This is a genomic window from Paenibacillus vulneris (genome assembly GCF_039543185.1).
Taxonomy (GTDB): domain Bacteria; phylum Bacillota; class Bacilli; order Paenibacillales; family NBRC-103111; genus Paenibacillus_S; species Paenibacillus_S vulneris.
The window spans coordinates 297,401-319,657 of sequence record NZ_BAABJG010000027.1; the positions used below are offsets into that span (position 1 = coordinate 297,401).

Genomic DNA, 22,257 nt, shown 5'->3' on the forward strand with positions numbered 1-22,257 from the left:
AGGACCGCTCGGAAGATAACCGGGCGGTCCGTTTTCGATTTCGAACGGCTTAGTCGCGCAATGCGACCGAGGCCAGTTCGGAATAAACTGTATTACCGTTGCGCTGGTCGTACTTCTGTGCTGCGGAGATCGCAAGCCCGCCCAAATGCCGTGCCAGCTCTTCCAAAGACATATCCCCGTTCGCCGATACGAATGATGCCGGCAGCCTGGGCCGGTAAACCGGATCCTCCGCGGCGATCCTTCGCAGCAGCTTTGACGAATACAGGTGGAACAGCATCGTCTGGTATGGATCCTCATGCTGCAGCGTCAAGGCGATATGCTGCTCGAACAATTCGATCCCTTTCTTCGGATTGGCTACCGCCAAATACTCGATATGCCTCGCAAGGGCCCCGACAAAATCCCGCTTTCCTTTGACCAGCCTGTAGCCGCGGGTATGCGCCTTAGCCGCTTCCTCCGCGGACCGCGCGCGATACAGCGGAAGCAGAAGATGGGAGATCGTAATATGAGGCACCTCGGCGCAGCGCATCGAGCCGGACAAAATGGGCTTAGCCGCTTCCAGCGCCTTCTCGTCGTCCCCGGCTTCGGCGTAATACTGCACAATTTGATTTTGCTCGCAGGCGATGCAGTCGCTCATGTCGTCTCTTCGCAATGTTTGAAAGCGTTCCATGAATGTCCCGGCTTCTTGCAAACGGCCCAGATCCATGGCCAGCCGGAAGCGGTAATACCAATACGTGCGGGGGCCATACCCGTGCTCCTGGTATCGTTTGCCCAAATCCTCGGCCAGCGCTTCGATCTGCTGCAGCGGAATATCCGGGAAGTGGGAGATTTCCCCGAGAATCCATTTGTACGACCATAACAGATCGTAGCTGTCGAATAATTCGGGATGCCGGTCGTACTGTCCCAGCTGCCACGAGAACGCAACGACGGCTTTCAGCGGAAATCCGTTAAAAATAGACGTTCGGACGATATCGCTCCTTATATCGTAAGCCAGCTCCAGCAGTCCTTCGGCATCGGCGATGCGCACCGCCGCCTCCAGTACCTCGAGTTTCGCCGCGCCGTCCGGAAGCGATCCTGCCTCCTGAAGCAAAGCCTGCAAATCCTGATTCATTCGGAAGTCCCCCCATTCTTGGACGTGGCGGCAAGTCCCCATTCGATAAAGCGGACGATGCCTTGATTCATCGCATTCAATTCCCGCCGGGTCATCGGATAATGTCCCATCATCAAGGCGTTTGTGTACAGCACTTCTACCGCGGCCGGAAGCATCTGTGGATGAGCAGACGCGAATACGCGCGCTATCATCGGATTGTCCAGATTAAAGTAGAGGGTGGAATAGGCGGATTCGTTCAGTCCCGCACTCAAATTACCCAGCACAGAGGCCAGCAAATCGGGGCTCGATTCCCGGGCATTCTCGATGGAGCGGAGAGCCGACGATTCTTTTGATAACGTATAGAGCGCGGGTAGCTCGGACGGCTTGAACCGTTTCAGCTGCACCTGGCATTTAAAGCTTTGCAGCGCCGCATCCGCCAGACGGATCGCTTCGTAATAACGGCTTTTTTCCTCAAGGGTAAGATCGGCGAAGGCCAAAGATACATCTTCCGGAACAAGGCGTTCCAGCTCCAGTTCCGGCTTCAGGTAGGCCAGCCCCTCCAGCAGCTCTGCATTGTAGATATAGCCCCCGTTCAGGACAAGCTGCGATTGCGCCGCCGCTACATGGGCAATCTGCCGATATTCATCCACGGAGAGGGTATAGTAAATCTTTCTTCGCTCATTGAGCAGCTCTCCCAGCGTACGCTCGCCATAGGTGCTTTCGAAGGCCAGCCAGCGATAAATAACCGAGAGAAAATCCGCGTCTTCGGCCGCCAGCGCTTTCATGGATAGCACATGAAGTCCGATCACGTGCTGCAGCCGGTCCGGCTCATACTCTCCCATCCGCATCAGCTCATCCCGAATGGCCTGCCCCAGCTCGTTTCTGACTTCCTGCAGTCGTTCATCCTCATAGAAATGCTCGCGCGAGGCGGTCGGCTGCAGCTCGTCGGTCCAAACGAGACATTTGACGAAGAAAGCCCATTCCGGCAAAATGTTGTCCGCTTGATCCGATACAAGCATTTGCTTTAAATAGACTCTGTGCGCCCGCCGTGCGTTCAAGTTGACGGTATGCGGCAGGATGAAGGCTATGCCGCCGGTCCGGCCGTTTGAAGTGCGCAGCGGAATGAAGTCCTGGAATCGTTCCCCGAGCAGCCGCTGTCCGAAAGCCAGTACCTCGTGGCGGCTGCCACGAGCCAATTCAGGCTCTTCGATCCAGGCAGGGCGGGAGCTGTTGATAATCTCCTGCATTCCGTCCGCTCTGAGAGTGACGGGGTAAGGCAGCAGAGCGCCGTAATAGAAGAGCAGTTCCTTGATCGTCTCCGGCTCGAAATATGATTCGCAACCCGGCTTGCTGCGCAAGTAGACGCGGGTTCCCGTGGACAGACGGGTATCCAGCTTGCGGATCGTATACGTGCCGTCAGGCTTGCCGCGCCATTCCATCGAAGGCCCGCCCTCGGCCGATTGCGTCAGGACGATAATTTCATCACTGACCATAAAGCAGGACAGCAGGCCGATGCCGAAACGCCCGATAAAGGACGTTTCGGCCGCCAGGAAATCTCCCCCGACCTTGGAGGAATGGCCGATCATGGCCAGGAAACGGTGGATATCCTCCTCGGTTAAGCCGATGCCGTTATCTTCGATGGTCATCGTCCGATTGGACCCGCTGCCCGCAATGTCCACCGACACTTGTCCCGCGTGAGCCGGGTCGATTGTATTTCTTGCCGTAATGGCGTCCGTTGCGTTCTGCAGCAGCTCGCGCAAGTATACCTTCGGACTGCTATACAAATGGTTGGATAAAATGTTGATCATGCCGCTCAAATTGACCTGAAACCGATATTCATTTTGTTCGTTCATCGGACACACTCCTTTTCTTGCTTTCCTTTCTATTCTACAATCAATTGTGCACTAATTTCCAACTTTTCGGATTTCTTCCCGCCCTACAGTTTCGATGAAAGCACTGCCAGTCGGTAAGGCGGATGATCGAACCGGAGCCTGTATTGGTGATATCAAGAACAATCGGGGATTCAAAAGATTACTGCTTCGAGGCTTGCCTAAAGTAAGCTTAGAGGTCGGGTGGCTTTCGCTTGCCCATAATTTGCTAAAGAAAGCGGCAGTAGACCTCCAAAGTTGTCTTCCACATTTGACGACATGGAAGCTTTCTCTTGAAGGTGTTTTGTTTAGTTTCATGCTGTGGGGTCAGTCCCAAACCGCCTAATGGCGGTTTATTTTTTTATAGACATATGTTATAAAATAACATAATATTATGTTGTAAATAAACATTAATGTTACAAATGAACTTATTCTTGAAAGGATGAACTCTATTGATAACAAAACCCAGATTAAACCGGATGTTCAGCGCCCAGGGAAAATGCTTTGACGTCGCTATGGATCACGGCTTTTTCAACGAAGCTTCCTTCTTGTCCGGCATCGAGAATATGATGCAGGCGATCACGGCAGTCGTCGAAGCGGGCCCTGATTGTATCCAATTAAGCCTTGGCCAGGCTCGGCATTTACAATCGATTCCCGGTGGACGCAAGCCCGGACTTGTTTTGCGTACCGATGCGGCTAATATTTACGGTCATACGCTTCCGCGCTTTTTGTATAGCGAGCTGATCGACAAGGCCGTAGAGCACGCCCTGCGCATGGATGCGGTGGCGGTTTGTGTGAATTTACTGCTGCTTCCAGGCCAGCCGGAGCTTCACCATCAATGCGTCAAGAACGTATCTCTGCTCAAGACCGAGTGCGAGAAATACGGCATGCCGCTTATGGTCGAACCGCTGGTCATGCTGCCTAACGAAGCAAAGGGCGGCTACATGGTAGATGGTGATATCGACAAGATTTTGCCGCTTGTCCGGCAAGCGGTGGAGCTGGGTGCGGATGTGATCAAAGCGGATCCGTGCGATCATGTGGAAGAATATCATCGCGTTATCGAGATTGCCTCCGGGATTCCCGTTCTTGTGCGGGGCGGAGGCAGGGCCGGGGATGAGGAAATCGTCAGACGTACCGTGCAATTGATGAAGCAGGGAGCTTCCGGTATCGTATACGGCCGTAATGTCGTTCAGCACCCGAATCCGGCCGGCATGACCCGGGCCTTGATGGCGATTGTTCATCACGGGGCTGCCGAAGCGCAAGCATTAGCCCTGCTCGCCGGGGAATCTGCAAAATAAGGAGAGAAGATAGGATATGTCAAAAACGATCATACGCTTCGGCGTCATTGGCTGCGGGTTAATGGGCAAAGAATTTGCCAGCGCAGCGGCCCGCTGGTGTCATTTGACAAATGTCGATTTCGAACCCCAAATTACCGCTGTCTGCGACGCCAACGTCTCAGCAACGCAATGGTTCAAGGAACATGTGCCAAGTGTGAAGGCCGTGTATACGGACTATAAGGAGCTGCTGGCCGACCCCTCCGTTGACGCCGTATACTGCGCCGTGCCGCATCATCTGCACGCGCAAATCTATGTCGATATTATAGAGTCAGGCAAGCATTTGCTAGGCGAGAAGCCGTTCGGAATCGATCAGGACGCGAACCGCCTCATTCAGGAAGCTGTCCTGAAGCATCCCGATGTTATCGTACGCTGCTCTTCGGAATTTCCGTTTTTTCCGGGGGCTCAGCGAATCGTTCAGTGGGTGAAGGAGAAGAAGTTCGGTACAATTATGGAGGTCGAGGCGGGCTTCTGGCATTCCAGCGATCTGGACCCGGGAAAACCGATGAATTGGAAAAGGCAAATCGCTTCGAACGGCGAATATGGATGTATGGGAGACTTGGGCATGCATGTCCTGCATCTGCCGATGCGTTTCGGCTGGAAGCCGAAGTCCGTCCGAGCGCTGCTGGCCAACATTATACGGCAGCGGCCGGATGCTTCGGGGAGCCCAGTTCCTTGTGAAACTTGGGACAACGCGATTCTTGCCTGCGACGTCGAGTTGGAAGACCAGCGGTTTCCGATGGTTTTATCGACCAAACGCATCGCCCCCGGGCATGCTAACACCTGGTTTATCCGGATCGCGGGAACGGAATGTTCCGCGGAATTTACAACCAAGCATCCAAAGCAGATCACCTATTTGCCGTACACGCCGGGAGGCGTTCAGGCATGGCATGTGGAGGATGCGCCCTATCAATCGGCCTACGGCACCATTACCGGAGGCATCTTCGAGTTTGGCTTCTCGGATTCGATCCTCCAAATGTGGGCGGCCTTCTGCGACGAGCTGGCGCACGGGAAGGACGCACGGCTTCCCTTCCGCTGCGCGACGCCGGAAGAAGCGGTTGGCAGCCACAAAATATTCACGGCGGCATTGGAGTCGAACCGGACCGGACAAACGATTCCAATTGACTGGAGGAATTGATATTGAAACCCGATGAGATGGAAGTGATTGTTGCCGGGCATATTTGTCTGGATATCATCCCGGCAATGGAGGAGACGCAAGCGGCGGGAACGAGCGCTTTCCTTGCTCCGGGCAAGCTTGTCAATATCGGACCGGCAATCCTCTCTACCGGGGGCGCCGTCTCCAACACCGGTATTGCGCTTCACCGGCTCGGTGGCAAAGTGAAATTGATGGGCAAGATCGGAACCGATCCGTTCGGTGAGACGATACTGACGATATTGCACCAGCATAGCCCGGCATTGGCGGACGGCATGATCATCGCACCTCATGAGCACAGCTCGTATTCCATCGTCATCAGCCCTCCGCATAGAGACCGTACCTTTCTGCATTCGACGGGAGCGAACGATAGTTATTCGGCTGCGGATTTGACTCCCGCCCACCTGCAGGGTGCGAGGCTGTTTCATTTTGGGTATCCCCCTCTCATGCGCAAAATGTATGAAAATCAAGGAGAAGAGCTGGCCTTGCTGTTAAAGAAAGCAAAGGATCACGACCTTACCGTATCTCTCGATATGGCGAGGCCCGACCCTGATTCCGCAGCAGGAAAGGTCGATTGGACCGCTGTACTTACCCATGCGCTGCCATATGTTGATATTTTCATGCCCAGCTTCGAAGAGATTCTGTATATGCTGCAGCGAGAGCGCTTCGAGCGCCTGCTGGGGGAGGCTCCTGACGGTAATCTGCTGTCTTACGCCGCTGACGGAGGGCTTTTGAGTGAAATGTCGGAGCAGTTATTGCAGATGGGAACGGCTATCGCTGCGATTAAGCTGGGAGAGCACGGATTGTACGTGCGAACGACATCCGATGCAGACCGTCTGAGAGCCATGGGGCCGTGTGCGCCAGAACAAGCGATGGCGGAGCATTGGCTCGGGTGTGAGATGCTGACGGCCTGCTACGAGGTGGATGCTGTGGGGACGACGGGTGCCGGCGATTGCACGATAGCGGGTTTCCTGACAGGGTTATTGAGGGGCTTGTCACTGAAAGAGTCGCTTCATGCCGCGGTCGGGGCCGGTGCGTTCAATGTAGAGCGGGCGGATGCGACAAGCGGGATTCCAGGCTGGCAAGAGGTCTGGGAGCGAATCGGCCGGGGATGGGCCAAGCGCGGGATGAAGCTAGATCTAACTGGATGGAGCCTGCTGGAGCCTGGATTATGGGTCGGCCCGCACCATCAATTCTATGTTGAAGGGCAGGAATGAACGATGAAAAGAAGCGAATACCAACGGGCTCAAGAAAGGGCGGCGGCCATTCTGAAATCCGGCGGCATTGTGATCGCAGAGCCGGAAGCCGAGCATATCGAAGTCGCGGATTTCGGGCTGGGAGACCTTGAAGTTCAGGGTTTGCAATTAATTACCTATGTAAATTCGGATCGTTACTGCGCCAAGGAGCTGGTCCTGTTCCCGAAGCAAACATGCCCCGAGCATCTGCATCCGCCGATAGACCATGAACCAGGCAAAATGGAAACGTTTCGCTGCCGGTTAGGAAAAGTATTGCTCTATGTCGAGGGCGAGGCCGCTTCCGACATTCAGGCCGCGCTTCCGCCGGGCAGTGAGGCATATTACACCGTTTTCCATGAAGTGGAGCTGCATCCGGGAGAGCAGTATACGATCGCACCTGGAGTCAAGCATTGGTTTCAAGCGGGAGAGGAAGGGGCCGTCGTATCCGAATTTTCCAGCACCAGCCGGGATGAGTACGATCAGTTCACCGATCCTCGTATCGCAAGGCTGCCAGTTATCGAAGAGGACGGGCAGGATCGGACATGAGGCTGTACGGAAAAGATTGGTCTCGTCGCGAATTGGAGGCGCGTGTAGGCAGAGTTGAGCAAATAGCCGGCATTCGGCGATTCCTCAGCACGGAAGGGAAGGAGTCGGGTGTTGAGCAGATTCAGGTTCGCACCGGCGCGGGGCTATGTTATTATGTAACCCCAACCAAGGGATTGGATATTTCCTTAGCAGAATTCGGCGGAACGCCTATCAGCTGGCAGTCCCCTAACACTGACGTCCACCCCGGCTATTATGCCGCACAGGAGAATGAATGGCTTCGCACGGCGTCAGGAGGCTTGCTGATGACCTGCGGCTTGACTCAAGTCGGATCGGCTTGCGAGGATCAAGGGGAGCAGCTCGGCTTGCACGGCCGGGCGCATCATACCCCTGCAGCCCAAGTTGCGGCAACAAGCGTGTGGCAGGGAGACGAAATGGACATGACGATTTCCGGCGTAGTGGAAGAAACGTCCATATTCGGCGGAACGCTTCGTCTCTCCAGGCAAATTCGCAGTCAACTCGGCAGAAACGAAATCATCATCCGCGATGAGGTGCGGAATATGGGCTTCTCTCGCTGTCCTCATATGCACTTGTATCATTTTAATTTTGGTTTTCCCTTATTATGTGAAGATACGCGGATTTACATCGGCAGCAATGAAGCCGTTCAGGCGAGGGGGAGCTCGGTGTTGATTGACGGATACGACCGTTGGCAGTCACCCGATCCCGAATTTCAAGAAAAAGTGTACTATCATAGCTGCGGGGCTCAACCGGAAGTCCGTATTGAAAACGCTAACTTCCCGCTGGCGCAAGGTGCTGGAAGGATTCGGGTTACGCTTTGCTGGTCGGCCGAGACGCTTCCGCTGCTGGTACAATGGTACATGCCCGGAGCCGGAACGCACGTGCTTGGCTTGGAGCCGGCCAACTGCCGTGTGGAGGGCAGACGAAAGGAGCAGGAGCAAGGAACACTTGTGTATTTGGAGCCAGGCCAAATCGTGCGGTATGAAATCAGGTTGAATGTGGAACAGGTTACTGGGATAATAGAAGCATGATGAAAAGTTACGGGGGTTCACATGTCACAGTCGCATAATCAAGTAAACCAACGCCAACAGCAAATTTTGGATCGGATGGCTCTGACCGGCGAGGTAAAAATCGCAGAACTGAAGGAGATTTTCGATGTTACCGAAATGACCTTGCGTCGGGACATGGAAAAGCTGGAGCAGTGGGGACATATAAAGCGCACCTTCGGTGGGGCAATCCTGCTCGGCAAGGATATCGAGCTGCAGGAGCGTATCGGCGTCTTGATCGAGGAGAAGATGCGAATCGGCAGGCGTGCGGCTGAGCTGGTGCAGCCCGGAGATTCGATCTTTCTCGACGGAGGCTCGACGACTCTGCAGGTGGCGCGATGCTTGGCGTCGGACCGCAATATGACCGTCGTTACCAACGCGCTGAATATCGCCGCCGAGCTTCGAGGGAAGCGGATTCCGACTATTATCGTCGGCGGCATGATGCTGGATGCGACGGATACTCTGATCGGCCCCGTTGCAGCCAACGCGCTGTCGACCATGGCGTTCGACCGGGCGTTCATCGGAGCAACGGGGATGGCTGTCAAGCATGGCTTCAGTAATTCCAATATGTACGAGACAGAGATTAAGCGTATCGCTATCGCACAGTCGGCTGAAGTGAATATTGTCATGGACCATACCAAGTTCGGCAAGCAGGACTTGTTCTCCTTCGCGGCTTTGAATGCTGTGAACAGGCTGATAACGGATAGCCTCCCTGACCGGGAGCTGAGCGACGCTTTGCTGGAAGCGTCCGTTGAGGTAGTGGCTGACGCCTAAAGTCAAGTGTATTATAAATCCGAAAACTCAAGCGGGCCGTCCTGATGTCATCGCAGATGACAGGACTACCCGCTTATTTTATACCTGTGTAAACTCACCCAAATAACGCTGACGACCACACAGATGCAGTGCCGCTTATGGTAGGTAGGGACTTAAAATGCGGTTTGAAATTTGACTTTCCCCGGTAAATCCCCGGTTTATCGCAAAATCGGAACCTGAAAAACAGTATTCGAACTATCCAATCCGCCGAAATTTCTTTATGGTGAAAGGGAAAACCATCATGAAGAAAGGGGCCGTTACATTTGACAGGGTTTATCGAGGAAATTGTAAAAAAACGCCAGCTCTATTTACTGGCCTTGCCGGGCATTATTTTTTTGGCCATCTTCTCGTATATTCCGATGTTCGGGCATCTCATAGCGTTTGAACGCTTTCAGCCTGTGAAGGGAATATGGGGCAGCCCTTGGGTAGGGCTGGACAATTTTAAGTTTTTTTTCGGAGGGAGCGACTGGCTGCGGGTCACCTTCAATACGGTGTACTTGAATCTGTTATTCCTCCTCTTCGGGATCGGCTTTGCCATCGTGCTCGCCATTCTGATCAATGAAATTCGCTCGGTCATCGTCAAGAAGCTCAGCCAATCGCTGATATTTCTTCCATATTTCATCTCCTGGCTGGTCGTCAGCCTGATGATGCTCGCCTTTATGAGCACCGACGGTATTTTGAACAACGGACTGAAGCAGATCGGGATTGGCGGGATCAACTGGTACCAGAATGCCCAGCTGTGGCCGTTTATTTTAACCTTGGTCTACGTCTGGAAATTCGCGGGCTATTACTCGATTATATTTTTGGCGGCGATCGTCGGCATTTCTTCGGAATATTACGAATCGGCAAGGATCGACGGGGCGACCCGGTTCCAGCAAATCGTTTTTATTACGATTCCGTCGATCCGTTCTGTAATTGTTGTCCTGCTGCTGCTCGGAGTAGGAAGAATTTTCTTCGGCGATTTCGGGATGATCTACGGCATCGTCGGGGACAACTCCATTTTGTATCCGACCACGGATGTGATCGATACGTATTCGTTCCGCGCGCTGCGCCAGCTGGGCAACTTCGGCATGTCTTCCGCCGTCGTTCTGTATCAATCCGTTATGGGCTTGGCGGCCATCCTGATCTTTAACAAAATCGCTAAAAAAATCGACCGCGAGTCGAGCTTATTTTAGGAGGGCTTATGGAACATACCGCTGTGGCTTTACCTGGAAAACACGCTCGAACCCGAATCCGGGAAGACCAGTCCTGGGGGGAGAAATTATTCGTAGTCCTCATCTACGCCGTCGTTATTTTGTTCAGCCTGGTGTGCGTCATTCCGTTCTGGATCGTGCTGGCGGATTCGTTCGCTTCCGAGACGAGCTTTTTGCAGCATGGCTATCAGCTTCTTCCGAGTGAATGGAGTCTCGATGCGTATATATATTTGCTGCAAGGAGAGCAATTTATTTCCAGTTACAAAAATTCACTGATCGTCACCATCGTCGGAACGGTACTGGCCGTCCTCATGACGTCGATGTTCGCTTATGTGCTTGCCCATCCGATGGTGAAATACCGCCATATTTTATCCTTTCTGACGTATCTGGCGATGGTGTTGGGCGGCGGGCTAGTCGGCTTCTACATCATGGTGGCGAATTGGCTGCATTTGAAGGATTCCTTGTGGGCACTGATTCTTCCTTATTTGTTAAATCCATTCTATGCCTTTATTCTCGTAGCGTTCTATAAATCGCTTCCATATGAAATCAACGAGGCGGCGACGATCGACGGAGCGGGGGAGATGAGGCTGTTTTATACGATCATCATTCCGATATCCACGCCGGTCATTGCGACAGTCTCACTCTTCTATGCGATTCAATATTGGAATGACTGGTATTTGTCGCTCTTATTCATTGACAATCACAAGCTGCATCCCTTGCAGTTAATGATTCGCCAGTTACTTTCCAATCTCAATGTATCCGCTTACGTAGGGGGCGGGGCGAGCTACCAGGTGACGGCGCCGACAAATGCCATTCAGCTGGCGATTGTCTGCCTTACCATCGGACCGATCGTCTTCCTCTATCCGCTGCTGCAAAAGTATTTCGTAAAAGGCATTACCATTGGGGCCGTCAAAGGCTAATTCAACGATACACAGGAGGTCATTTGCACATGAACAAGAAAAAAACGACCGGCGCAGCCGCAGCCATGCTTTTGCTTACAGCTCTGTTGATGGCATGTACGAACAGCGGAGCGGAGCTTTCCGACACGGCCAAGAAAGCCGATAATACGGGAGATGGGAAAAAGCAAGAGCCAGTGACACTGAAAATCATGGTCCCGGGCGACCGCCCCAAGGATTTCGATGAGGTCATCCAGGAGGCGGAGAAGCGAATGGCCAACTCCGTTAACGTCAAATTGGATGTGGTCTTCGTACCGTGGGCCGACCTGGCGCAAAAAACGCAGGTTACCCTCTCGTCCGGCGAAGAGATCGATTTGATCTTCGATGCACCGTGGCTGCATCTTACACAGCAAATCGCTGCAGGCAGCTACGCGCCGTTGGACGATCTGCTCCGGCAGTACGGACCGACGATTTTAAAGAACCGTCCGCAGCAGATGTGGGACGCCAACAAATTCGACGGAAAAATTATGGGTATCCCGAACGGAAATTCCTTCCTGCAGGGCCGCGTTTACTACGTGCGAAAAGATTTGCGTGAGCAGTTGAATATCCCGCCGATCAAGACCTATGACGAGCTGATCCGCTTCGCCTATGCCGTCAGAGACGGAGTTCCTAACATCACACCGTTCATTCCGGCCGGCCAGGACGTGAAGAAAGGATTGTCGGAGGGCGCATTCCGTCATTATTGGGCAGATAATAAGGAGAATATCGCCCCGAGCCCGGCGCTTTCGGAATCGCTCGTCTTGTATACCAAAAATAACGACGGAAAAATTTACAATCTATTCGATCAGATGGAGCCCATGGTCTGGTCCTGGATTCAAAACGCCCGCAAGCTGTATCAGGATAAGATCATCAGCCAGGATGTTCTGGCGATCAAGGACGAAGCCGAGCTGCTCAAGCAGGGCAAGGCGGCCATCATTGCCAGCAATGATTTCGGAGTGAGGGACGACGTGCAGAAAGCGTTGAAAAACGCTAACCCCAAAGCGGAATTGGAAGCGGTGACTTTCATGAATTTGGAAAAAGGCGCCATGGTGACGAATTCCCTTCAATACAACTTCATTTCCGTTCCCGTCGTCAGCAAGCATAAGGAGCGTGCCATCCAATTCCTCGAATGGGCCAATCAGAAGGAAAATTATGATTTGCTGGTGTACGGGATTAAGGATAAAAACTGGGAAGCCGTCGGGGACGACCAGTACAAATTCAAAGGCGACGGTTACAAATGGTTCCCGTTCGTATGGGTTTGGAATCCAACGACCGACAGGCAGGATGCGAGCCAGGACGAGGAGACGAAAAGGCTGAACAAGTGGACCTCCGATGCAAGCAACTTCAAGATCGACAAGCTGTCTGGATTTACATTCAACAACGCAGCAGTCAGCAATGAAATCTCGCAATACGTTAGTATCGAAGCCAAATACTACTCAGCCTTGTTCAACGGCGTGGTAGATCCTGAAACCTACTGGTCCAAATTCAAAGCGGAGGCTGCACCGCTAGCCAAGAAAATTCAATTGGAAGAGCAAAAGCAGATCGACGCATTTCTTGCTGGCAAAAAATAGCGGGACGCTTCATCAAATACGAGAATTTGTGCTTTAATGAATAGGAAAAAAGAAATGAAGGGGAATAAGAATGCTGCGATTACGGCCTGAAAAAACATACCTTCGTAACGTTTTGAATATGGGAATTTTGTTTACGGTGATCATTCTCATCTTCTCCTATTTATTAAGGCAGCAATATGCCAAGCAAGCTTATGACGACATAAACCATTTGATGGAAATCAAGACGGACAGTCTGAGCCAAGGCTTCGAGTACCAGCTGGATCATCTTCGTTCTTACGCCTTAAGCATGTATCAGGATCCGGACATCTTCAACTGGCTGATGTCCGATCTTAACGATCCTTTGGCTGCGGCTTCGTCCTTTAAATCGGTTTCGAAATTCATGAGCCTGCAGTCGTATATTGGAACGACCTATCTGGTGAACACCAAAACGCAGCGGGTAATCGACTCCAAGGAAGGCATCCATACGTTTGCCGAATTTTCGGATCAGAAGATGCTGGCACGCATTAGCAGCCAGCCTCCGATGACTTTAAGATTTTTCGATCATACGCTCGGAGACGAGTCCTTTCTGGCCTTGATCGTGCCTGCGAACCGCTCCCAAATCGCAAGCCAAGGATATCTGGTCATTTTATTGAACAAAAGCCTGCTCGAAACCTATTTGCTGCAAAATCTGAACGATCCCGCCACTGGCATCGTCATTACCGACAGCGAGCAGAACGTCATTCTTGGCAGCTCCGGCGCGTTCCGCGAGAAGCAGATGCTGCGTCAAAACTCGGCTAACCATCAATTCGTAGTTGAAGGCAATGTCTTTCTAATCCATTCCCATGCCTTTAAATTAGAGGACTGGACGCTGTATTCCACCGTCCGACTGAAAGACATTAGCGGCAAAATCGACCGAATCCAAATGGAAATACTGGGGATGTGCCTTTTCCTGCTGCTGCTGCTTTCCGGGCTTACCTACTGGAATTCACGACACCATTTCCTGCCGTTCAGCCAGTTGGCGAGCCAGATCAGGCAGACGGTTGCCACGGCCGTGTCCGTCCCCGAACCCAGCCGAAATACGGAATTCGCCATCATCAAATCGGGTCTAGACCATATGGTCAAAACCGTGGAAGAGATGAACCACATCATAAGAAACCATCAGGAAGTGGTCAAGAACGAATTTTTGCGGCAATGGCTACTGCAGGGGACCTACCATGAATCCTTCCTGGAAAATAAAAACATGCAGCTGCTGCTCTTTCCTGAACTATATTTGGCCGTTCTGCGTATTAACCGGTTCAAGTCTTTCTCGGACCGCTATTCCTACCCTTCACGGAAACTCCTTCTGTATGCAATGGGCAATATTACAAGTGAAGTGATGGGGAGGCACGGCTTTGCTATCGAGAATGTGGACGTGGGCAGCGATCATTTGGTCGTGTTTATCGGCGGTGGAAAGCAGGAGAGGACTCCGCTCCAGGCACTGAATGAAGCGCGGGAAGAGATCGGTCGCTGGCTGCAAATTCGGGCTACCGCTGCACTTAGCGGCAGAACGCCAAAGGACGGCAACATGCGCATCCTGTATGACCGTATTTACGACCTGACTTTGCTGGGATTTTTCAACGAGAAGGACAGCGTGTATGTAGAAGAAGATATGCCGGATTACTGGCCGAAGCCGCAGTCGGGGCTCGACGAGAAGCTGGTTCAGGAGCTGATCCAGGCCGTTCGCAAATCCCGGAAGGATCAGGTTCAAGAGCTATTGGACGCGATCTTCGCCGAGCTTCACCATTTGTCCTATGCGGAATGCCAGTTTCAGCTGAAGCTGCTGTTTTTCTATATTTTCAAAGCTTTCAATAAAGTGATGCTCGATCAGGAGCTGGGCGGGGTGGACTTGTTACGGAGATTCGACACCTTAGCCGATGTGAAGGAATGGATCTGCCAGCAGCTTGCCGGTATTATTGACAGCATTAACATCAAACATTCCAATTCAAACCGGAAGGAAGAATTGGCAGCGGAAATTTTTGATTATGTCAAACAGCATCTTCAGGATCCGATGCTTTCTTTGGAGGGGATTGCGGATTATTTGATGCTTTCCGTCAGCTACGTCCGATTGGTATTCAAAGAGACCTACTTGATTACACTATCCGATTTCATACACCAGGAACGGCTGGAGCAGGCCAAGCAATTGCTTGTTTCCACAGATTGGCCAGTGCTTCACATTGCGGAACGGTCCGGGTTTCAATCGAAAACGACGTTTTTTACTTCATTCAAAAAGTATACGGGCTTAACACCGAACCAATATCGAGAGCAAAAGAGCGAATAACGGCAAGCGGCAGCGGGCAGCGGCGTGAAAGGGGGTGAAATAGCAAGCAACCGAAAAGCCGGTCAATTGCGGTGTACCGAACCGAATGCTTTGAACTTTGGAGGTGGATGAATGATGTTGACGCGAAAAACCAGAAAATTGCTAAGTTTTGTCCTTGTATGGCTAATGGCCATTAGCAGCGTTCCTATCACGCATGCGTCGGAGAGCGGCCAGCCGGTCATGATCAACTTGCTGGCGCAGGATATGGACACCCATTTCGACGACGGAGTAAGTCCTTTTACGGTGGATAACAGCAGCAGCGGCGGTTCGCAAAGAATCGTGCAATGGAACGGCAACAATGCGGTTGAGTTTCGTGACGCTTCGCTCGGCACCAATGCCGCAAGTTATTTCTATTATCAATTGAACAACGGCAAGCTAAAGGACAGGATTAATGCGATTTACGGTATGCCGACGGGAAGCGCTCCGGTGGAATTCATCCTGGAATACAAGCTGAAGCGCAGCGCCGCCAGCGACAAGCCAGTGGCCAAGGACATCTATGCCCAGCTGCAGTTCGCGCCGTACGACAACGTGTTGATTCCCCGCTTTCCGGCCGGTTATCCGAGTATTTCCGGTACAGCGGCTTATCTGAACAGCGATCCGAATGCGATGGGAACGATTAACGACAGTGACATTCCGAGCTATCGTTTCAAGATCGTTCCGAACGGCGGGCAGAAAACGATTACGAGCATCAAGCTGGCCTTCTCCGTTCGCGTCGACACCGGCGGTACGGATGAAGCCTACATGGTCGACGATTTGGCGGTCTACGAGGTGGCAAGCGGGCAAAATCAGGATACTGTACCGCCTGCGGCACCGTCGAATTTGACGGTCACAGGGAAAACAGATACGAGCGTTAGCCTGAGCTGGACGGCTTCGACGGATAATGTCGGAGTAACGGGATACGATATGTATCGAGATGGCAAGCTGCTGAAAACAGTAAGCGGTTTCACAACGAGCGATCTTGTACTCGGATTGAGGCCAAATACGGCTTACCGGTTTACCGTCAAAGCGAGGGACGAAGCAGGGAACGTATCGGGGCTGAGCAATGAAGCCACCGTCACTACATTGCCCTCGATCAGCGGGATGCCGGAGCCATTCGGAGATACGGATATCGGCAGTGTGGGCACGGTGGGCCGTGCCGTTTATAACCGGGATACCGGCACCTTCAAGGTTCAGGGCTCCGGAACGGATATCTGGGGAACGGAGGATGCGTTCCACTATGTATACCGGCCATGGACGGGCGACGGGCAGGTGATGGCGCGCGTCTACAGCGTCGAGAATACAGCCCAATGGACCAAGGCAGGGGTTATGATCCGAGGCGATATTACGAAGCAGTCCCCTTACACAATGATGGAGGTGACGCCTGCGGGAGGGGTCTTCTTCCAGGAACGGCTGCAGCCAGGAGCGGACTCCAGCCAGACGGCAGGAACCAAAGCATCCGCGCCTTACTGGGTGAAGCTGGTGCGGCAGAATAATGTGATCAGCGCGTACGATTCGGCCGATGGCACGAACTGGACGTTCGTTAAGAAAGAGGCGATGAATCTGCCGGAAACGGTTTATTTCGGTCTGGCGGTAACAAGTCATAACAACAACCGGCTGGCGGCGGCGGAATTCGATAATGTGAGCGTCAGTCCCATTCCGCCTTCGGATAGCACGAATGCACCTTTTCCCGGCACTTTAGACAGCCGAAGACAATGGCTGTGGGGCAAGACGAAATCGATGTCAGAGCTGGGTGGACAGCTCAATATTACACAGTACGTCGCGCAAATTCTCGACGGGCAGAATGTCACCGCTAATCTTCAAAAGCTCGACGATATGTTCCAAACTTACGACTGGGAGCAATACAAAACGGTCGCCAAAATGTATGCCTATTTGCTGGTCGGCGACCGGTTCAACAGCGCGATGACGGATCACGTCCGGTGGTATTTCTCGCAATATGCCTATGCAAAGCTGCCCCAAACCGAAAATCTCCGAATGAGCAACTACACCGCAGGTTATTTGGTAGGGCAGTATTTGCCCGATTTGAAGGATTTGAACGGCAAGTCCGGGGCTGTGCTGAAAGCTGAGAACCGGGCTAATCTCGAGGAGATGCTCGATTCGGGAGTTCGCTACGGATGGGCCGAATATGAAAGTCCGGAATATACGTTCATGACCTATTTGTGCTTGAACGCCTTGTACCAGTATTCGGATGAACCGGATTTCAAGCAGAAGGTTAAAATGGCCATGGACATCATGTGGTTCGAGTGGGCGAACGACTGGATCAATGGAACGTTCATCTCTACATCCAACCGGGCCAAGGGAGACTCGGTTTCGGCAAGCGATCCGACATGGAGGGGAGCGGACCATACCGCTCTGTCTTGGATGTATTTCGGCTCCTACCGGGCGCAGGAGAGAATCGGCGAATCGGAAGGGATGGCGCCTGTAACGTACCGCCCGTATCTCGAATATTTGGGCCTGGTACTGTACCGAGGTATGAGCTATGCACCGCCGGAAATGGCTGTCAGGATCGGCCAAACCGCAGATAAAAGCTACGTGTCCCGCAAAACCAATCTGCAAAATTCGAGCGGCCGCAATCTTCGCACGTACCGTCAGGCCTATGTCCGGCCGACTTGGGGCTTGTCTACCGAGGTAACGTATAACCGCGTCGACAACTGGATTGAAGATATCCCCGTGGTGCTGCGCTGGCATTCTCCCAAGCCGAATCCACTCTTCCGTCTGTCCGTCGATCAGGGGGATGCACCCATTGGCAATTATGACCAGCCGGCCAACCATCGGATTATGCAGGACGGCAAAGCGGCGGTGGGCGTGTACAAACTGCTAAATACTCCGAGCTCCAATTTTATTAACGCCATGTTCCCGGACACCGGTTCGATTATTGCGAGAGAAGAGCAGGCGGGATGGGTATTATGCGATGCCGGACCGATGTATTTCGCTTTTAAGATGATTAAGCCGTATTCATGGTATGAACAGACGCCAACCGATCCGGCGAACAAGGTCAAGACGACGGCCCAGCTTCACCCTACCAAACAATTGCTCTACAGCTACCATATCCTTCGCAGTCAGGCCGATACGAATGGATGGGTGCTTGAAACCGCAGACGCTTCCGAGTATACGGACTTTGCTGCCTTCAAGAACGCGGTTCTTGCGAATACGACAGTCGACAGCACGCATATCAACGAGGCCAACCCGCGTCTGATTTATAAAAGCTTAAGTGGGGATTGGATGGACATTACGTTTGTTTCCGCTGCGGACGCTTACAACAATACACATAAAATCAACAATACGCCCGTCGATTATTCCGCCTTCAAACTGTTCGACACACCTTGGCTGCAGCAGGGGCAAAACGCCGTTACGTTCACTGCATCTCAGGGAGGCGAGTCGTTGACCTACAATTTCGCCGATTGGACGATCACCCGCTCGGTTGCTCCGGCGGCGCAGCAGGGGAATAGGAAGCAGTAAAATCGGACTTTTCCCCGGTATAATGGTTCTTCACTCCGGTTTTCCGGTCATCCGCTTTCCGATACACTATCCTTTGTAAGCACTTTCTTGCAGGAGGACATGAAGATGGAGCTGGTGACCGCCGGAACCGCTGTTGAAAAGAAGACGACTCCCCGGAGTCGCCTCGGAAGGTTATGGAAATACAAGCTGCTATACCTGCTGCTGATGCCTGCTTTTATTTGGGTGTTCCTGTTCGATTATCTCCCCCTGTACGGGATCAGCATCGCGTTTATGGATTACAACGTCATTCAGGGCTTCTCCGGAAGCGAGTGGGCGGGGCTCAAATATTTTCGGATACTGTTCGAATCCGAGATGTTCCGCAATGCGTTTAAGAACACGCTGCTGATCAGCTTGTACAAAATGATCAGCGGCTTCCTGTGCCCGATCGTACTGGCGCTTGCCTTGAACGAAATTCGCGCCGTCTGGTTCAAGAAGACGCTTCAAACCGCCGTCTACCTGCCAAGATTTGTCTCCTGGGTCGTATACGGCGGGATCATTACACTGCTGCTTTCGCCAGAGACTGGCGTTGTTAACAAAATCGTCGAGCTGTTCGGCGGGACACCCGCTTATCTGCTCGTCGAGCCTGCCTACTTCCGGACGATACTGGTGGTTACCGACGCGATGAAGGAGATGGGCTGGGCAGCCATCATCTATATGGCCGCCATCGCCGGGCTGAACCCGGAAGTATACGAGGCGGCGGTGATGGACGGAGCGACGCGGCTTCAGCGGATCCTTCACGTCACTTTGCCGGGCATCACAGGAACGATCGTCGTTATCTTCATCCTTAGAGTCGGATACATCATGAGCGCCGGGCTGGATCAGGTGATCAACCTGTACAATCCGATGGTGTTTGAGGTTGGCGATATTCTGGACACCTACATATACCGGGTAGGCATCGAGCAGTTCAGCCTCAGCCTCGCCGCTGCAGCCGACGTCATCAAAGGTGTCATCGGGCTCGCACTGGTGCTGATCGCCAATCATATCGCCAGGCGCATCAACGATTCCGGCATTTTCTAGCGAAGGAGAAGAGAAACGATGAAGCTCACGAGAGGCGAGACCGCCTTTGTTACCGTCAACTATACCGTACTCACCGCCTTAACCGTACTAATCGTCATTCCTTTCTGGTACGTCATAACCATCTCGGTGACACCGTATCACCTGTTCAGCGAGAAAAACGGATTCATCCTGTTTCCGACCTCCTTCAGCTTGCAGTACTATGAATATTTACTGCAGAAAGGCTCCCTGATCTATACCGCCTACGGCACCACGATCCGCAACACAGCGGCGGGTGTCCTACTGGCTCTGTTCCTGACCACAACGGCCGCTTACGCGCTGGCAGAGAAAAAGCTGCCAGGCAGGCGGATCATCCTGCTGTACTTTCTCTTTACGATGCTGTTCAAAGGCGGGATGATTCCCACCTATATCACGATCAAGCAGCTTGGGCTGCTCAACACCGGCTATGTGCTCATCCTGGTTATGGCTTACAGCGCATTTAACATGATCATTATGAAGTCGTTCTTCGAGGGTATCCCGGAAAGCTTGAAGGAATCTGCCTCGATCGACGGAGCCTCGGAGCTCAGAATGCTGTGGCAGATTGTGCTGCCGCTGTCCATGCCGGTGATAGCTACCATCGGTTTGCTGTATTTGGTGGTGTACTGGAACGATTTCTTCAACGCCATGCTGTATGTGACCGATTGGCACAAAGCGCCTGTGCAGCTTGTTCTTCGCACGATCGTCGCCAGCTCCAGCCTCCCGCCGGAGCTGCTGGAAGCGGCAGGCTCGACGCCACCGCCTACGATAGGCATCCAGATGGCTGCCATTGTCATTGTAGCGCTGCCAATGCTGATCATTTACCCGTTCGTGCAAAAATATTTCGAGCAGGGCATGCTGGTCGGATCAGTGAAAGGATAGTGGGATCGTCCGCCGTAAATAGGATCGCAGCCGGGGAGAAATAGACAACGGATTGGAAGGAAAATAAGGAGGTTTATGAATGATGGCGAGTTCAAAGAAAAGATGGCCGCTCGGCATACTGACCGCCGTACTGGCCGGGACCGTAACTGTTGCGGGTTGCAGCAAGGAGAATGGGGCAGAAAGCACTCCGCCTGCGCCCTCAGGGGATTCAGGATCACCTCAGGCGAAGGCGGAAACCCCCTATGAGCTCAAATGGCTCAGGGCTCAAGACATTTCTAAGCCTTACGACCCTTCAAAAGATGTAGTCAAGCAGGCGATCGAGCAAAAGCTCCGTGTGAAGATTGTGCCCGAGCTAGTCGATGTTCAGCAGTACAAGACGAAGCTGAATCTGAAAATGTCCAGCGGTGACATTCCCGATGTAGCAAGAATCGATTTTGCTGACGATTTCCAGAAGTATGCCCTGCAGGGAGCCTTCGTCGATCTGACCAATCTGATTAACGAGAAGGATACTCCGAACATTCTGAAGGAGGTACCGAAGGACGTTTTCGAACAGGCAAAGGTCAACGGCAAAATGTACGGGATTCCTTATCAAGGAGGGCCTGGTGCCGGGTACCGGTGGAATCTGGTCCTTCGCAAGGACTATCTTGAAGCAGCGGGAAGCGCGGTGCCGAAGACGCTTGACGAATATTACAATCTGCTGAAAAAGATCAAAGCGGAAAAGCCGGAGGTTATCCCGCTCGGTGGGTATACGGCTCAAATCGGGCAGCCCAAGTACGCCAACAATTCCTTCGACCACATCTTCGGCGCGTTCGGAGTGACGCCGGGTTATTTCACGGAGAAAGACGGCAAGTTCAGCAACTATGACATCGATCCGAGAATGAAGCAAGCCCTTCAATATTTGCAAAAAATGTATGCGGAAGGTCTGATCGATAAGGAGTTTGCCACCATCAAGGAGGAGCAGCTGCGGGCAAAGCTGTATAGCGGCAAGCTGTTCTCCTGGATGGGCTGGTGGTCTACGGCAAGCGATTACGACACCCAGATCGAGACAAGCGAGCTTAAGAAAAGCGGCAAGCTGGCCGCAGACGGGAATCTCCCGAATCAAGCCGATCAGCCGTTCAAATATTTGACCCTGACCGGTTCGCTTACGGGTCCGGACGGGAAGGCGGTGGCTCCAATGGGAGCGCCTTTCTCCCAGATGCACGCCATCAGCGCGAAAACCAAGGATCCCAAAAAAGTTCTGGGCATAATCGAGCAATCGTTGTCGCTCGATAACCAGATGCTGACCGTTTGGGGCATCGAAGGAGAAGACTACAAGATCGAGAACGGCAAGATGAAGCTGGCCACCGATCTGATCGACCCCAAGACACAGCAGGACAAGAACGGGAATTTCCGCGGGACGCAGGGCTATCTGTTCGCTCCCGGGCTGCAAGGGTGGCCGCGATACCTTGAATCGCTCCCGGAGCGAAATGCACAAGCACTTGAAATAGCAATCCATAATCCGTACCAGATTACCGACGCTTCCAATTATCTGGATTCCCCGACCAAAATCGCTAAGCTGGTGGAGTTGAATACAATGCGCGACTCCGTCTTCACACAGATCATTATGGGCGGTGACATCAAGAAATTCGACGAGTTCACGGAGAAGTGGAAGTCGCAGGGAGGCGCACAAATTTTGAAAGAGCTGGAGGAGTCGCTGAAGAAGAAATCAGGCAAGGGGTGA

16 protein-coding genes and 1 pseudogene are annotated in these 22,257 nt (G+C 52.7%); 15 read left to right on the top strand and 2 right to left on the bottom strand.

The features are described from left to right. Positions 1 to 49: 49 nt before the first annotated feature. Both ABEA66_RS24310 and ABEA66_RS24315 read right to left on the bottom strand, forming a co-directional pair. Positions 50 to 1,108, bottom strand: a complete 1,059-nt coding sequence (locus tag ABEA66_RS24310; protein WP_345591552.1) for a hypothetical protein — start codon at positions 1,106 to 1,108, stop codon at positions 50 to 52. Then, the gene (locus ABEA66_RS24315; RefSeq protein ID WP_345591554.1) at positions 1,105 to 2,940 is read right to left on the bottom strand and encodes an HSP90 family protein; all 1,836 of its coding nucleotides are present in this window, start codon (positions 2,938 to 2,940) and stop codon (positions 1,105 to 1,107) included. The genes ABEA66_RS24310 and ABEA66_RS24315 overlap by 4 nt, the downstream gene beginning before the upstream one ends. A gap of 101 nt (positions 2,941 to 3,041) precedes the next feature. On the opposite strand from ABEA66_RS24315, the pseudogene ABEA66_RS24320 reads away from it, so the two are divergent. The 15 genes and pseudogenes from ABEA66_RS24320 to ABEA66_RS24390 form a co-directional block, all read left to right on the top strand. Next, a pseudogene (locus tag ABEA66_RS24320) lies at positions 3,042 to 3,199 on the top strand (transposase); the annotation flags it as partial. A gap of 208 nt (positions 3,200 to 3,407) precedes the next feature. After that, positions 3,408 to 4,253 carry a class I fructose-bisphosphate aldolase gene (locus ABEA66_RS24325; RefSeq protein ID WP_345591556.1) on the top strand — a complete coding sequence of 282 codons (846 nt, stop codon included), beginning with the start codon at positions 3,408 to 3,410 and terminating at the stop codon, positions 4,251 to 4,253. 16 nt (positions 4,254 to 4,269) lie between these two features. Further along, entirely contained in the window at positions 4,270 to 5,427 is a 1,158-nt protein-coding gene (locus ABEA66_RS24330; protein ID WP_345591558.1) for a Gfo/Idh/MocA family protein, read from the top strand. 2 nt (positions 5,428 to 5,429) lie between these two features. Then, a complete protein-coding gene (locus tag ABEA66_RS24335; RefSeq protein ID WP_345591560.1) occupies positions 5,430 to 6,659 on the top strand; it encodes a carbohydrate kinase family protein in 1,230 nt (409 codons plus the stop codon). 3 nt (positions 6,660 to 6,662) lie between these two features. Then, a complete protein-coding gene (locus ABEA66_RS24340) occupies positions 6,663 to 7,223 on the top strand; it encodes a D-lyxose/D-mannose family sugar isomerase (RefSeq protein WP_345591562.1) in 561 nt (186 codons plus the stop codon). Further along, positions 7,220 to 8,269, top strand: coding sequence for an aldose 1-epimerase family protein (locus tag ABEA66_RS24345; RefSeq protein WP_345591564.1), 1,050 nt, complete (start codon positions 7,220 to 7,222; stop codon positions 8,267 to 8,269). Before ABEA66_RS24340 ends, ABEA66_RS24345 begins: the two co-directional genes overlap by 4 nt. A 21-nt stretch (positions 8,270 to 8,290) precedes the next feature. Further along, a complete protein-coding gene (locus tag ABEA66_RS24350) occupies positions 8,291 to 9,058 on the top strand; it encodes a DeoR/GlpR family DNA-binding transcription regulator (RefSeq protein WP_345591566.1) in 768 nt (255 codons plus the stop codon). A 302-nt stretch (positions 9,059 to 9,360) separates the two neighbouring features. Then, complete coding sequence (locus tag ABEA66_RS24355; RefSeq protein WP_192700899.1) at positions 9,361 to 10,272, top strand: ABC transporter permease; 912 nt, start codon at positions 9,361 to 9,363, stop codon at positions 10,270 to 10,272. An 8-nt stretch (positions 10,273 to 10,280) separates the two neighbouring features. Beyond that, on the top strand, positions 10,281 to 11,210 hold the full coding sequence (locus ABEA66_RS24360) for a carbohydrate ABC transporter permease (protein WP_345591570.1): 930 nt from the start codon (positions 10,281 to 10,283) through the stop codon (positions 11,208 to 11,210). Positions 11,211 to 11,239: 29 nt separating this feature from the next. After that, entirely contained in the window at positions 11,240 to 12,796 is a 1,557-nt protein-coding gene (locus ABEA66_RS24365) for a DUF3502 domain-containing protein (protein WP_345591572.1), read from the top strand. A 70-nt stretch (positions 12,797 to 12,866) separates the two neighbouring features. Beyond that, complete coding sequence (locus tag ABEA66_RS24370; RefSeq protein ID WP_345591574.1) at positions 12,867 to 15,092, top strand: helix-turn-helix domain-containing protein; 2,226 nt, start codon at positions 12,867 to 12,869, stop codon at positions 15,090 to 15,092. 111 nt (positions 15,093 to 15,203) lie between these two features. Next, on the top strand, positions 15,204 to 18,587 hold the full coding sequence (locus ABEA66_RS24375) for a fibronectin type III domain-containing protein (RefSeq protein ID WP_345591577.1): 3,384 nt from the start codon (positions 15,204 to 15,206) through the stop codon (positions 18,585 to 18,587). A 105-nt stretch (positions 18,588 to 18,692) separates the two neighbouring features. Then, positions 18,693 to 19,643, top strand: a complete 951-nt coding sequence (locus ABEA66_RS24380; protein WP_345591579.1) for an ABC transporter permease — start codon at positions 18,693 to 18,695, stop codon at positions 19,641 to 19,643. A gap of 18 nt (positions 19,644 to 19,661) precedes the next feature. Continuing rightward, entirely contained in the window at positions 19,662 to 20,537 is an 876-nt protein-coding gene (locus tag ABEA66_RS24385; RefSeq protein ID WP_345591581.1) for a carbohydrate ABC transporter permease, read from the top strand. Between the two features lie 79 nt (positions 20,538 to 20,616). After that, positions 20,617 to 22,257, top strand: a complete 1,641-nt coding sequence (locus tag ABEA66_RS24390) for an extracellular solute-binding protein (RefSeq protein WP_345591583.1) — start codon at positions 20,617 to 20,619, stop codon at positions 22,255 to 22,257.